The sequence below is a fragment of the Erythrobacter epiphyticus genome, from assembly GCF_034653295.1.
Lineage (GTDB): Bacteria > Pseudomonadota > Alphaproteobacteria > Sphingomonadales > Sphingomonadaceae > Erythrobacter.
The window spans coordinates 360,971-374,413 of sequence record NZ_JAYEEU010000009.1 but is presented as its reverse complement, the minus strand read 5'-3'; the positions used below and the strand labels follow the sequence as shown (position 1 = coordinate 374,413).

General features: G+C 64.1%; 15 protein-coding genes. 4 read left to right on the top strand and 11 right to left on the bottom strand.

The window, feature by feature from the left end; translation table 11 throughout:
- The first annotated feature begins 42 nt into the window (after positions 1-42).
- Positions 43-480, top strand: coding sequence for a DUF1801 domain-containing protein (locus tag SOQ14_RS12700; RefSeq protein WP_322898484.1), 438 nt, complete (start codon positions 43-45; stop codon positions 478-480).
- Here SOQ14_RS12700 and SOQ14_RS12695 read toward each other — a convergent pair.
- The 10 genes from SOQ14_RS12695 to SOQ14_RS12650 form a co-directional block, all read right to left on the bottom strand.
- Entirely contained in the window at positions 477-1,226 is a 750-nt protein-coding gene (locus SOQ14_RS12695) for a molybdopterin-dependent oxidoreductase (RefSeq protein WP_322898483.1), read from the bottom strand. The two genes, SOQ14_RS12700 and SOQ14_RS12695, sit on opposite strands and share 4 nt — an antisense overlap.
- Positions 1,223-1,900 carry a cytochrome b/b6 domain-containing protein gene (locus tag SOQ14_RS12690; RefSeq protein ID WP_322898482.1) on the bottom strand — a complete coding sequence of 226 codons (678 nt, stop codon included), beginning with the start codon at positions 1,898-1,900 and terminating at the stop codon, positions 1,223-1,225. The genes SOQ14_RS12695 and SOQ14_RS12690 overlap by 4 nt, the downstream gene beginning before the upstream one ends.
- Entirely contained in the window at positions 1,897-2,679 is a 783-nt protein-coding gene (locus SOQ14_RS12685; RefSeq protein WP_322898575.1) for an SDR family oxidoreductase, read from the bottom strand. Before SOQ14_RS12685 ends, SOQ14_RS12690 begins: the two co-directional genes overlap by 4 nt.
- Before the next feature lie 138 nt (positions 2,680-2,817).
- A complete protein-coding gene (locus tag SOQ14_RS12680; protein WP_322898481.1) occupies positions 2,818-3,267 on the bottom strand; it encodes a glycine zipper 2TM domain-containing protein in 450 nt (149 codons plus the stop codon).
- 248 nt (positions 3,268-3,515) lie between these two features.
- Positions 3,516-3,968: a glycine zipper 2TM domain-containing protein gene (locus tag SOQ14_RS12675; RefSeq protein WP_322898480.1), complete on the bottom strand. Its 453-nt coding sequence runs from the start codon at positions 3,966-3,968 to the stop codon at positions 3,516-3,518.
- 129 nt (positions 3,969-4,097) lie between these two features.
- Positions 4,098-4,751 (bottom strand): MOSC domain-containing protein, encoded by a 654-nt coding sequence (locus SOQ14_RS12670; protein ID WP_322898479.1) that lies wholly within the window; start codon positions 4,749-4,751, stop codon positions 4,098-4,100.
- Positions 4,751-6,010 carry a dual-specificity RNA methyltransferase RlmN gene (rlmN, locus tag SOQ14_RS12665; protein WP_322898478.1) on the bottom strand — a complete coding sequence of 420 codons (1,260 nt, stop codon included), beginning with the start codon at positions 6,008-6,010 and terminating at the stop codon, positions 4,751-4,753. The genes SOQ14_RS12670 and rlmN overlap by 1 nt, the downstream gene beginning before the upstream one ends.
- A gap of 41 nt (positions 6,011-6,051) precedes the next feature.
- Positions 6,052-6,543, bottom strand: coding sequence for a hypothetical protein (locus tag SOQ14_RS12660; protein WP_322898477.1), 492 nt, complete (start codon positions 6,541-6,543; stop codon positions 6,052-6,054).
- A complete protein-coding gene (locus tag SOQ14_RS12655) occupies positions 6,536-7,015 on the bottom strand; it encodes a GreA/GreB family elongation factor (protein WP_322898476.1) in 480 nt (159 codons plus the stop codon). Before SOQ14_RS12655 ends, SOQ14_RS12660 begins: the two co-directional genes overlap by 8 nt.
- 12 nt (positions 7,016-7,027) lie before the next feature.
- Positions 7,028-8,971, bottom strand: a complete 1,944-nt coding sequence (locus tag SOQ14_RS12650) for a lytic transglycosylase domain-containing protein (RefSeq protein WP_322898475.1) — start codon at positions 8,969-8,971, stop codon at positions 7,028-7,030.
- A gap of 99 nt (positions 8,972-9,070) precedes the next feature.
- On the opposite strand from SOQ14_RS12650, the gene dapA reads away from it, so the two are divergent.
- Positions 9,071-9,958 (top strand): 4-hydroxy-tetrahydrodipicolinate synthase, encoded by an 888-nt coding sequence (dapA, locus tag SOQ14_RS12645; RefSeq protein WP_322898474.1) that lies wholly within the window; start codon positions 9,071-9,073, stop codon positions 9,956-9,958.
- 56 nt (positions 9,959-10,014) lie between these two features.
- Here dapA and SOQ14_RS12640 read toward each other — a convergent pair whose 3' ends face one another.
- Positions 10,015-11,976: an alpha/beta hydrolase family protein gene (locus SOQ14_RS12640; protein ID WP_322898473.1), complete on the bottom strand. Its 1,962-nt coding sequence runs from the start codon at positions 11,974-11,976 to the stop codon at positions 10,015-10,017.
- Between the two features lie 154 nt (positions 11,977-12,130).
- Here SOQ14_RS12640 and smpB point away from each other — a divergent pair, with 154 nt between their 5' ends.
- Positions 12,131-12,613, top strand: a complete 483-nt coding sequence (gene smpB / locus SOQ14_RS12635; protein ID WP_322898472.1) for an SsrA-binding protein SmpB — start codon at positions 12,131-12,133, stop codon at positions 12,611-12,613.
- Between the two features lie 290 nt (positions 12,614-12,903).
- Entirely contained in the window at positions 12,904-13,437 is a 534-nt protein-coding gene (locus SOQ14_RS12630; protein WP_322898574.1) for a DUF2062 domain-containing protein, read from the top strand.
- Positions 13,438-13,443 lie beyond the last annotated feature (6 nt).

Below are 13,443 nucleotides of genomic sequence, written 5' to 3'. Positions count from 1 at the left end.
GTGCGTTAATCGCAATCATCATGGCTTGGCAGAGGAGGGGCCATGGCAGAGCCAAAGACGAGGGCAACCGATGCCTCGGTCACGGCGTTTCTCGACAGCGTCGAACCGGCCGGCAAGCGCGAGGAGGCCGCGCTCCTCGATGCGCTGTTTCGCCGGGTAACCGGCGCCGAGCCGCGCCTGTGGGGGCCAAGCATCATTGGCTACGGAGAATATCACACCACCTATGCCAGCGGGCGCAAGGTGCACTGGATGCGCACCGGGTTCAGCCCGCGCAAGGCCAAGCATTCGCTCTATCTGATGGGCGGCTATTGCGATGATCTTGCCGACGGTGATCGGGCTGAGGCCTTGGCGCGGCTGGGCAAACACAGCGCGGGCAAGAGCTGTCTTTATGTCAACAAGCTGGCGGATATTGATCTGGCGGTGCTGGAGGAAATCCTTGCCGCCGATTGGCACACGATGCTGCGGCTCTATCCCGATTAGATACCCGCATACCATTGATAACCGGCAAGGTCTTCCCAGAACCCGCCTTTGCCTGCGCCAATATCATCAAGGCTCGCCACCGCCTCGATCGCGGTGAGATATTTGGCGTGTTTGTAACCGAGATGCCGCTCGATCCGCATCCGCAGCGGCGCGCCGTTTTTTTCGGGCAGCGGCGCGCCGTTCAATTCATGCGCGATGATCGTTTGCGGGTGATAGGCATCGACAAGATCGATACTCTCGTAATAGGCGCGGCCATAAAGTTCATCGGCGCAGCGGAACACGATGAAGTTGGCTTCTGGGGCAAGGCCTGCCGCATCAAGCACGCTGCCAAGCTGCGGCCCGCGCCACTCGGCAATCGCGCTCCATCCCTCGACGCAATCGTGCCGCGTGATCTGGGTGCGTTGCGGAAGCGCGCGAATGTCCTCCAGCGACAGGCTGAGCGGTGTCCTGACAAGCCCGCTCACCGCGAGCCGCCATGCCGGAAAGCCGCTGGCCGATTGCTCGCGATAGAACGGACTGTCGACTGTCAGCGAGCCATTGCCCCTGATATCGGGCGAGCGTTCATGCGGGGCATATTCGGGGGCCAGCCGCTCGCGCCCGGCAAGCATCCGGTGCCCGGCGCGGTGCCATTCTTCGGCGGTGCGGAAGGCGTCTTGTGCGGTCTCGTTCTTGTGGAGATCGCTGCATGCGCCCGCGCCGAGCGCGCCAAGCCCGGCGAGCAGCCCGCGACGGTTGATGGATGTCATGTCCGTGCCCCTTCGCGGGTGCCGCCGTGCAGCATCGTGCCGATCAGGCGCAGCGGGCCAGAAATCAGGGTCAGCAGCACATGGCCGATGGCAAAGCCAACCAGCGCCCAGGTGGTGATGAAATGGAGCGAGCGCGCGCTTTGTCGTCCGCCGAGCGCATCGATCAGCCACGGGGCTGCAGGCTCGAAGCCGGGGCTCATCGCGAGGCCTGTTGCCACCATCAGCGGCAGCATCAGGCCGAAAACTGCACAATAGGCGATCTTTTGCAGCGCGTTATAGGGCGCCCGCGCGTGATCATGGCCCTTGCTGCGATGGCTTGCCAGCGCCTCGCGCCAAGCACCAAGCCGCCAGTCGCGCTGGCCGGTGGCAAGGTCGCGGCGGAAATGGCCATTGGCCAGCATGGCGACCCAGATGATCAACAGGCCGAGAGCAAACACCCACGCGGCGGTGTTGTGCCAATCGCGCGCGGCGGCAAGGTTGTAGCGAGCGGGCAGGGTCAACCAGCCGGGAAAGCGCATCACGTTGAGCCAGGCATCACCCGGATCAAAGCCGTAATCCCCCCAGTAAAGCGAGCGGTGCGCATTCGAGATCGTCAGCCCCGACATGAACAGGATGATGAGCGCGCCCGCATTGATCCAGTGCCATAGCCTGGTGGAGAGCGCGTGGCGCTTCACGCGGCCGCCCCGGCGGCTGCCGCCTGTTCCCGCGCCAGCCAGATCACATCACGCGGTTGGTCCAGCAGGTGCTGGCCGCTGTCGATGAACAGGCTTTGCCCGCTTTTCATCACCCCGCTTGCCAAAAACAGCGCGGCGGCGACGATTTCGTCCGGCCCGGTCTTGCGCCCGAGCAGGTTGAGCCGGTGCGAGACTTCGGTTTCGTCTTCGCTCTGATCATGGCTGGCGAGGATCGCGCCCGGCGCGATGCCATAGATGCGCGCGCCGGGGTCGGCGGCGTGGCCCTTCGCCAGCATCGCGATGGTCGAGGCAAGCGCGTGCTTGGACATGGTGTAGCTAAAGAAATCGGGATTGGGATTGTCGAGCTTCATATCGGTGATCTGGATCACCGCCCGCTGCGCGGCGCTGCGCGCGTGGGCAAGATAGGCCTGCGCCATGCGGGCAGGGGCCAGCGCGTTGACCTGCATGGCCTCGCGAAAGATTGCCGGATCGAGCCCTTGCACACTGTCATAATCGAACACCGAAGCCGAATTGATCAGGCACCGCCAATCGGGCAGCCGTCCGGCCAGTTCGCGGATCATCGCCACGGCTGCTTCATCATCGGCAAGATTGCAGGCGATGGTTTCGGCAGAGGGCAGGGTTGCGGCGAGAGCATCGGCCTCTGTCGCCGAGCTGCGATAATGAATGATGGTATGCCAGCCCGCTGCCGCAAAGCCGCGCACCAGCGCAGCGCCAATCCGGGTTGCCCCGCCGGTTACCAGAACTGCGGGGCGGGTCATGCCATGATCGGGGGGATAGCGCGGGGTGTCACCCGGCGAGACTACCAAAGCGGCAAGCGCCCGGCAATCGGCGATGCATCCTCAAAAAGGGACGAGGCGTTGCGGAATGGGGAACACCCGCAGCGCCTCGCCTCGCGCTTAACGGCAGCGGATATCGCTGCGGTCAATCTCGCGGCCGATAAGGCCACCGCCGACCGCACCCAGCACCGTGCCCAAAGCGCGGTCGCCCTCGGTGTCGATTGCGCGGCCAAGCAGCGCGCCGGCACCCGCACCGATAATCAGACCGGTGGTACCATTGTCGCGGCGGCAGCGCCAGCGGCCATCATCGCCGCGCCACACGCGATCATTGCGACCCAAGCGACGTGGTTCCCGATAGCGACCACGATCATCATAGATCCGGCCACGCTTGCCCTTGCGATGTTCGGCAATTTCAAGCCCCGCAAGCGCGCTCGCTTCGGGCGAGGCAAAGCTGTCCGCGCTCAACGATGCCAGCGGCGCACGTAGCAATTCAGCGGCCTGTGCGGGGAGGGCGGGCAAGGCGAGAGCCATGGCCGGAGCGGCGATGGCGAGAAACGAAAAGGTCTTCATTATTCTATCCCTGATTTCATTCATTGGGGGCGAGTGGGGACAAGGTATTCAGCCGACACGAATGCTGGATGAACGGTTTGTTGGGATTGCCCGGACTGCGGTGGGTTGTTGGGTGCGCGCGCTGAATGGTCAGGACAGTGCAGTGCTTTGCGGCCGGCATCGATTTCCGTACGGGGTGGATCGGCATGGCGTGCGTGCCCATGCGCCACACGCCATGCCTGATCCTTGCGCCGAAGGGTTACGCCCTATCAGCGGCAGCGCACGTCGCCGCGATCGACTTCCCGGCCGAGCAAGCCGCCGCCGACCGCGCCGAGTACGGTGCCGAGAGTGCGGTCGCCGCGGGTGTCAATCGTGCGGCCGAGAAGGGCGCCAACCCCGGCCCCGACCAGCAGGCCAACCGTGCCGTCATTGCGGCGGCACCGCCAGCGTCCGCGATCATCGCGCCAATAGTCATCGCGGCCCCGATCCCAGCGGCGATCATCGCGCCAGCGACGATCATCACGCCCGCGCCAGCGGCGGCGATCATCATCCCAATCGTCGTCGTGATAGGCGACATGGGGCGACAGTGCAGGAGCACCGGGGTTGAAGCCGGCAAACAGCGACGCACTTGCTGCCGGAGCAACCGGCAGTTCGGCGGCCTGCGCCGGTGCGGCAACGACTGCCATCGAGCCGGCAGCGACGATTAGAGCAAGGTGTTTCATGATGCGTTTCCTTGTGGCGGCTCCTTCGGGGAGCCCCACTCTTTTCGTTCAGGTTCCTCGAACGCAGGATGAACGATCTGTCGGGAAACTGTCAGGTACGACAGCCCGTGGGCTACGCGCGCCGAGCCGCTAGGTTGCGCTCTTGGCTGCCGCCCGGGCGCGCATTTCGGCGCTAAGCGCGGGGACTTGAGCCAGCTCGGCCAAGTCGCTCGGCTGCGCGCCGCTGCCATGGAGAACGTGGAACGCGCGCGCCACATGCCACCGCGTGTCTCCAAGGCTGACACGTTCCAGCTGGTCGCCCGCGGCCACGTCGCCCGCTTCGATCACGCGGAAATACCAGCCGCAGCGCGCCGTTTCGACGATCCGGGCGACCATGCCCTTGTGGCCAAACCGATGCTCGATCTTCCAGCAGGGTTTGCGCGGTTGGCTGATCTCGACCAGCGCAGTCCCAAGCCGGAACCGATCCCCGATATGCACCGCCTCTTCGGTCACGCCGCTGACCGCCAGATTCGAGCCGAATGCACCGGGCTGGTCGAGCAGATCATGAGCGCCAATCTGTGCGCGCCAGTAGCTGTGATGATCAAGCGGGTAGAGATGCACCGCCATATCCGGCCCACCGTGATGGCGCCTGTCCGCCTGTTCATCGGGGGCGAGCCCGCTTGTAAGGACTTGAACCCGCTCATCGCGCGGATATTTCGCGATCGCGCTCAATTCTGCGCCATTAAACGGGCGTGCGGTGCCGGTGCAGACGGCTTCAATGGTGCGGACGAGCGGCGCGGCCATCAGCCGGCAGCAGCAGGCGCCGCAGCAGCTTCGGCCGCTTCGCGATCACGCTGGGCACGGCTCTTCTTTTCCGCCGCGGTCTTCAATTGCCCGCAAGCGGCATCAATATCGCGCCCGCGCGGGGTCCGCACGGGTGCGGAGATCCCGCCTTCGAACACAATATCGGAAAAGCGCCGGATCCGCTCGGGCGTCGAACATTCATAACCCGCACCCGGCCAGGGATTGAACGGGATCAGATTGACCTTGGCCGGCAGGTTATAGGCCTTGAGCAGCCGGACCAGCTCGCGCGCGTCCTCGTCGCTGTCGTTCTTGTCCTTGATCATCACATATTCAAATGTGATGCGCCGCGCGTTGGAGGCACCGGGGTAATCCGCGCAGGCCTGCAAAAGCTGCTCGATGCCGTATTTCTTGTTGAGCGGCACCAACTCGTCGCGGACGTCCTTGCGCACGCCATGCAGCGAGACGGCAAGGTTCACGCCGATTTCTGCGCCGCAGCGTTCCATCATCGGAATGACGCCGCTGGTCGACAGCGTGATGCGCCGCTTCGACAGGGCGAGGCCATCGCCATCCATCACCAGCGTCAGCGCATCGCGCACGTGATCAAAATTATAGAGCGGCTCGCCCATGCCCATCATCACGATGTTGGTGAGCAACCGGCCATCGGCGGTGTAGTGGCCCGCCTCGTCGTCTTCATCCTCGCCGCCCGCCATCGAGCCCTTGGGCCATTCGCCCAAGGCATCGCGCGCCAGCATCACCTGCCCGACAATCTCACCGGGCGTGAGGTTGCGTACCAGCTTCATCGTGCCGGTGTGGCAGAAGGAGCAATTCAGCGTGCACCCGACCTGACTGGACACGCAGAGCGTGCCGCGCGCTTCATCGGGGATGAACACCATTTCGAAATCATGGCCATCATCGGTGCGCAGGAGCCACTTGCGGGTGCCATCGGTCGAATGCTGTGCTTCGACCACCTGCGGACGACCGATCACAAAGCGTTCCGCCAGCCACGGGCGCATCGTCTTGGCGATATCGGTCATCGCGTCAAAATCCGTGACGCCGCGGTGGTAGAGCCAGTGGAACACCTGCTTGGCGCGCAGCTTGGCTTGCTTGGCATCCAGCCCGGCTTCTTCGAACAGCTCGCGGATACGCGGGCGGGGCAGGCCGATCAGATCGACACGGCCATCGGCGCGCGGCGTGATGTCACGCGCGGCGGGAACCGGGTCCACAAGTCCCGGGATCGACATGAGAGCAGTATCGGCCATGATTGGCCGCGCCTATACGCGCGCTTGCGCGGTTTGGCCAGTCAGGATGCGCGCGTGGCACAGCCGACGCTCGCCGCGTCGATGGCCGTGGCTGCGCCTGCCAGCGCATAGCGATCGGTAAAGGCGCCCTGCGGGCCGCGCGCGGTCACGCGCATCGTGCTTGCCGAGCGCAAGGCGGCGACAATGCTGGCATCCATCTGGGCATCCGCCCCCCAGGCGTTGCGCCCCTTGGCGATCAGCGCGAAATCGCGCGCGCCGACGCGCAGGCGCACGGCGGCACCCGCTGCCACGTCACGGCTGAGCACGATGTGCACCGCGCCGCGCACCTTGCGATCCGGCCAGATGGCAATGCTGGCTGCCGCATCGGGCGCAGCCGCGGCGTTCTGCGGCTTGGCAATCGCATAGCAGCGCCGCGGCGATGCGTCGCGGAACGCTGCCCAGCCATCGAACACGCCAAGGCTGTCGCGCGCTTCGAGCGGTGATACGCCGAGCACCAGCGCGGCAAGCGCAAGAGCGGGGAGGCGTCTAGTCATAAGCAATCTGCATCACTTCCCATTCGCGGGTGCCCACCGGCAAGTGCACGGTGCGGCAATCGCCCACACCCGCGCCGCGCAGTGCCTTGGCCAGCGGTGAATTCCAGCCGATCCGGCCCTGACCGGCATCGGCCTCGTCATCGCCAACAAGTTGCACGATCTGGCGGGTGTCATCCTCATCCGCGATTTCGACCCGCGCGCCGAAGAACACCCGCGAGCGATCAATCTGCGCGGCCGGATCAACCACACGCAGCACTTTCATCCGCCGCGCGAGATGCGCCAGTTCGCGATCAATCTCGCGCATTTTCTTGCGGCCGTAGAGATAATCCCCGTTCTCCGAACGATCACCATTGCCCGCCGCCCAACTGACGATCTCGACAATCGCCGGGCGCTCGGTGCCCAGCAGATGATCGTAACGCGCTTTGAGCGCGGCCATCCCTTGCGGGGTGATTGGCGGGCCAGCAGGCTTCATCGCGGGTATCGATCAGCGCAGGAAGCTGTCGATCGGGCGGGGGAAGCCGGCCTGATCGGGATACATGTGCGAATAGGTCACCGCATTGCCCAGCACCCGCATGATGTAATAGCGAGTCTCGAAATTGGCGGGGATCTTCTCGATCCAGGTGACGTAATCAATCGCGCCGGTGCGCGGATCGCCATTGAGGCGCAGCCATTCATTCACCCGCCCCGGCCCGGCATTATAGGCCCCGATCGCCAGCGGGTAGGAGCCGCCGTAATAGTTCAGCATCCGCTGGAAATAGCCATCGCCGAGCTGGATGTTGTAGGTGGGGGAATCGACGAGATCGGCGGCGAGATAGGTCACACCCAGCTTGCCCGCTTGCTCGCGCGCCGTGCCGGGCATCAGCTGCATGATCCCACGGGCGCCGGCATGGCTGACACGGGTGCGATCAAATTCGCTTTCCTGCCGCCCGATCGCGTGCACCATCGTCCAGTCGGCCACCGGCGGGGTGGCAAGGGTCGGGAAGCCAAGCCGCTCCACGCCCACCATACCCATTTCGCCAGCCTTCATGCCAAGCACGACGGCAAGCTCCTTCAAGCCGGTTTCCGCCGCGAGCATATTGAGCAGCGCGATATCCTTGGGCGAGGTGGCGGTTTCGCCCAGCGCTTCGAAAAAGCGCCGTTCGGTGCGCCAGTCACGCCGCGCCCCGGCGAGCGAGCGGATCGCGCGCACCAGCGGGCGGTTCTCGAACTCGGCGCGGGTGGCGGCATCGATCGCCACCACGGGCAGCGGATCAAAAGCCGGCATCGGGCGGCCGAGCGCAGCCAAGGACAGCTGGCCGTAATAGTACTGCGGCCAGATGCTTGCCCGTTCGAAATAGGAATTGGCCTCACCCGCCAGACCGGCGCGCCGCGCCGCGCGGCCTGCCCAGTAATAGCCTTTGGCCTTGGTCAGCGGCGTGCGCGCCGCATCGCCATAGCGCGCGAACAAGGGCGCGGCGGTGGTGCCATCGCCGAGCGACCACAGGGCTGACGTGCCCCCCAGCCACATCAGATCGGTGTAGCGGTCACGCAGGGTGTAGGAGCCTTGGGACACATCCACACCCGGGGCGAAGATATCATCAACCCGGCTCGCGATCCGCGCGGCATCGCTGGCGCTGGCGCTTTTCGCCGTCGCCAGCATCAGCCCGACGAAATCTTCGGGATCAAAGGCCGGGCGGCTGAAGGGCTGGCGATTGGCGAGCACTTGCACCGCGTCATAGTTGCGGCCTGCACCGCGCAGATAGCGCACGTAATTGGTGACATAGCCCGGATCATTCAGAGCGCCGGAGGGCACGGCCAGCCCGGCTTGTTCCGGCATCGTGCCCCGCAGCAGGGCGAGCCGGGCGAGCGCCATCGGTCGATCCGCTTCGGCAAGGTTCATGATCTGGCGGCTCGTGGCGTCGGCCTTGCCTTGCACCAGCAGGGCATCAGCGCGCGCAGCGTGGTCTTCGGGTGTGAACCGCGCCTGATACAGCCCCATCAGGTACAGCTCGACAGGATCGGCCAAGGCACCGCCGCGCCACGCGGCGCGCGCCATGTCGAGCGCTTCGGGCCGCTGCACACTGGCCAGCGCCAGCGCATAGCGGGCGCGGCCATTATTCGTCACCGGCGGGAAGGCATCGAAAAAGCGCAGCAGTTCGGACTGCGGCGGGGCTTCACGATCCAGCGCGTTCTCGGCGCGGATGCGCAGGATTTCGAGGCGGGGGAAGTCGGGATAGGCTAGCACAAATCCGGCATATTCACCGAAGGATAAGTCGCGATTGGCCTGCAATTGCTCCCAGCGTGCAACCGCCGGGCCCAAGGTTCCGCCTTGCCGCGCGACGAGATCATCACCGCCCGTCTGCGCCAGAGTCGGCGCGCTGCTTGAGCCCGCAGCAAGCACGGCAAGAGCGACAGCGGTCAGAAGGCAGGCGCGAACCATGCTGGACATTATGCCGATAGGCTCCTTATCAGGCGCTGAACGCCGGGCTTGGGCGGAATTCTTCGCGTTCAGTGCTCTCAAGTAAACTGCAATGATGGGAAAAATGCAATGTTCGCCGGATCAATCCCCGCTCTTGTCACTCCTTTTCGCGGCGGGTCGTTCGACGAGGCGGCCTTCCGCCGTCTGATCGACTGGCAGATCGACAATGGCAGCGCGGCGCTGGTGCCGTGCGGGACAACAGGCGAGGCCTCGACGCTTTCCAACGCCGAGCATCACCGCGTGATCGAGGTCTGCATCGAACAGGCGGCCGGACGCGTGCCGGTGATTGCGGGCTGCGGATCGAACGACACCCGCAATGCCGCGTTGCACATGAATTTCGCCAAGAAAGCCGGCGCGGCTGCCGGGCTGTGCGTGGCGCCCTATTACAACCGCCCGAGCCAGCGCGGGCTGATCGCTCATTTCAGCTACCTTGCTGAAAATTGCGAGCTGCCGATCGTGCTCTACAACGTGCCCGCGCGCACGGTGACCGATATCCTCGATGACACGGTTGTCGAACTGGTGCGCAAATATCCCGACAAGATCATCGCCATCAAGGATGCCAGCGGCGACCTTTCGCGGGTCGCCGATCACCGCATGGGGATCGGGCGCGAATTCTGCCAGCTTTCGGGCAATGATGAACTCTGGCTGCCGCATTCGGCGGCCGGGGGGCGGGGCTGCATTTCGGTCACCGCCAATGTCGCACCCAAGCTTTGCGCCGAATTTCACGCTGCGATTGCCGCCAATGAGCTGAAGAAAGCACGCGAGCTTAATGATCGCCTGTTCCCGCTGCACTATGCGATGTTCTCCGACGCGAGCCCCGCGCCGGTGAAATATGCTTTGTCGCGGGTGCACGACTGGATCGAGCCCGGCGTGCGCCTGCCGCTTGTTGAATGTTCCGACGAAGCCAAGCGCGCGGTGGATGATGCGCTGGTGTCCGCAGGGGTGATCGCAGGGTAGGGCGGCCGCTTTTCGCGGCCCGCCCTCCTCTTGCGCTAATCCTCTTCGCGGCGCCATCACGACGCGGGGTTCTGCTCCTCGACAAAACGCACGGCCGCTTCGAGCATGGTGCGGCGCGTTTCCGAACGTGACAACCAGTGGTCTTCGCCTTTCAGCGTGACCAATTCGTGGGGCTTGCCGGCATCTTTGAGCGCCTTTGCCATGCGGGTCGAGTGCGCATAGGGCACAACGGTGTCATCGACACCATGGATCAGCATGATGGGGGCGCTTGCCTTGTCTGCGGCCCGGAGCGGCGAGACGGCATTCCAGCGCTCTTTCGCGCCGAGCTGGCTCAACAGGGAAGCGCGCGTGGTGTTCAATTGTCCGGATGCGCGGACATCTTCGCGGAACATGTCTGCAATGTCGCTCACTGGCGCGACAGCAACAGCGCAACGGTACAGGCCTTGCTGCAAGGTCACCCCGGCCAGTGCGGCATAGCCGCCATAGCTTGCCCCGACGATGCAAACGCGCTGCGGATCGACGATCCCCTTGTTGACCAGCGCTTGCAGCCCATCGGATTTGTCGGTCTGCATCTTGCCGCCCCATTCGCCGAACCCGGCCCGCGTAAAGGCCTCATCGCGATTGGTGGAACCGCGGAAATTGGGTTGGAACACGGCATAGCCGCGCGAGGCATAGGCCTGTGCCCACCAGTCGAACCCATTGATGTCATGGGCATGCGGGCCGCCGTGAGGAAGCACGACAGCAGGCAGGTTCTTTGCTTCGCGGCCCGGTGGTAAAGTTAGGATCCCATCCATTTCGACGCCATCGGATGCGGTGTAGGCAAAGACTTGCATCGGGCCGACCTGATCAGGATTGATGTTGATGCGCTCGTAGGCGATTGGCTCGGCGCGCAGATTGGCCATGTCCACCGCGTACCACGTGCCACTGTCCTGTGGTCCGGACGTCCGCACGATGATACGGCCAAGGTCGTTGGTCCAGTCCTGCATATCCATGTCGTCTTGGGGAAAGGCCTTGCGCACCTTTGCAACCACATTGGCAAGCGCGGGATCGCGGAACACCGGACGCGGGTTAGGCCCGTTCTCGAGATAGCCGATCAAGTGTCCGCTTGAATCATCGAAGTAGAGTTCAAGCACGCCGACATCCCTGAGGAATGGCTTCATGTCGCCGCCGGACAGCGGCACTTCGTACCATTCGACGCCTTCGTCGGTCCTTTCGCTCAGGAGCACGCTGGCGCCATTATAGCCTAGCCCGATCAGCCCAATGCGGCCGAGCTTGTTCACGCCGCTGGCCAGCGCGCCTGCTTGCGGCGAGCGAAGTCGCCAGGCGCCGGTTTCCAGGTTCATCTCGAAAATCGCCGCCACGTTGCCCTGTGCATCGATCAGCCATTCATGATCAAAGCCGGGAGGCGCCGCGCCCGCGACGGGGCGCACTGCCAGCGTTTCAAGATCGACCCTGAATAGGTGCGGGCGGGCATGATCGAGCGTGTAGCCTGTGCGTGTGGAACTGCGCATCAACTGTATGCCGCCGAAAAAGCCATACCAGCGACCGTCAATCTGACGGATGCCATAGTTCCCGATAATCGAGTCGACGAGATCGCTCTGAGCGCCGAAGATCAATCCGCCCTTGGCCGACTGGCTGAGGGGGATCACGCGGGCGACCGAAAATTCTGCCTTGTCGGTGGTAAAGCCATAGCCGAGTTTTTCGGTCTGACTGGAGATCAGCAGCAGGCGATCATCGCCGATCCATTCGAGGCTGCGCACCTTCATATCGGCGACATTGACCTTCATCAGCAGACCTTTGCCCGGCTCGATAACCGCAAGGCTGCGCTCTCCCGCAATGGTTGAAACCAGTGCGATACGGTTGCCCGATTGCGACAGCGATGCGCTTTCGACCCCGGGCAATTCGCCATATTCGCTGAGCGGCACGCTGGCAGGTGAGGCAGTCTCGGCGTAGGCTGGCATTGTCCCGACAAGGCCGAACATTCCGGCAGAACAAGCCAGCGCGGCTGGTGCAAACAATCTCGACAACATCGGTAACTTCGCCCCCTCTTTCGGCAGGCGCTTCCTCCGTTGAGCGCCCTGGTACGGCATATCATCCCAGCCAGCGCAGCAATTTCAACCCCTTCGATCAGGGATTTGCGATTTTCGTACAAAGCACTATCTGGCCCCCATCATGGCACGCCCCAAGCCCGTTACGTTCGACAAGGTCAAAACCGTCGCGGAAAATCGCCGCGCGCGGTTCGATTTCTATATCGAGGACAAGTTCGAGGCGGGGATCGCCCTCTCGGGCACCGAGGTGAAGGCGCTGCGCGCGGGCGAAGCTTCGATTGCGGAAAGCTATGCCGAGGTGCGCGATGGTCAAGTGTGGCTGATCAACGCCAATGTCCCCGAATACAGCCACGGCAACCGGCTCAATCATGAACCGCGCCGCCCGCGCAAGCTGTTGCTGCATGAGCGGGAAATCGAGAAATTGTTCGGCGCGGTCGAGCGCAAGGGCATGACGCTGGTGCCGCTGTCGATCTATTTCAACCGCACCGGGCGCGCCAAGGTTGAACTCGCGCTGGCCAAGGGCAAGCAGGCGCAGGACAAGCGCGCCACCATCAAGGAGCGCGACTGGAAGCGCGACAAGGCCCGCTTGATGCGCGAAAAGGGTTAACGCCCCCATTGCCCCGCGCGCGGCAGGTGTGACCAAAAGATTCTTGGCTCTGACCTGATTCACCCCTTGGTCATCGGTGCTGTGCTACCCACTTTGCCAATCATGGACCTTCGCGCATCGATCATCGAGTTTGGCTTGCTTTGCGCCCCCTTCGCGCGCAAGGGCGGCGCTTGACGATGCCGCCCGATCCCGCCTCCCGCCCGCCTGAAGCTCATGTCGCGCAATCGCCTGCTGGTGCGCGGCCGCGGACACGCTCCAAGACCTGGGCGATGGACACGATCCGCAAGCATATGCCGACCCGCGAGGAGATGGCGCAGAACAGGTATCTGGCTCCGATCGCCCACCGTTTCCTGTCGCCGGAATTGTGGCGCTTTACGCGCCGCTCCGTCCCGCGTGGTGTCGCACTGGGGCTGTTTGCGGCTTTTGTCGTCCCGGTCGGGCAGATCTTCCTCGCGGCGTTTCTGGCGCTGCCGTCGCGCGCCAATGTGCCGCTCGCGGCGCTGGCGACCTTCATCACCAATCCCTTCACCTTGCCCTTCTGGCTGTTTGCAGCCAACCGGGTCGGCGCGATCACCCTGCAAATTGACAGCGATACAACCGGCATTGCTGCGGTCTCGATGGATACCGAGGCGTGGGATTGGTTTGTCACCTTTTTCGAACAGGCCGGCGCCACGGTTTTCGGGTTCGGGGTGCTCGCGGTGGCCTCGTCGGTCGTCGGCTATTTTGTCTCGGGTTGGGTGTGGCGGCTGATCGTCGCACGCAAGCGGGCAAAACGCCTGAAGGTCATGGAAGCCCGGCTCGACCAGCGGCTCGGATCGCACTAGGATAAG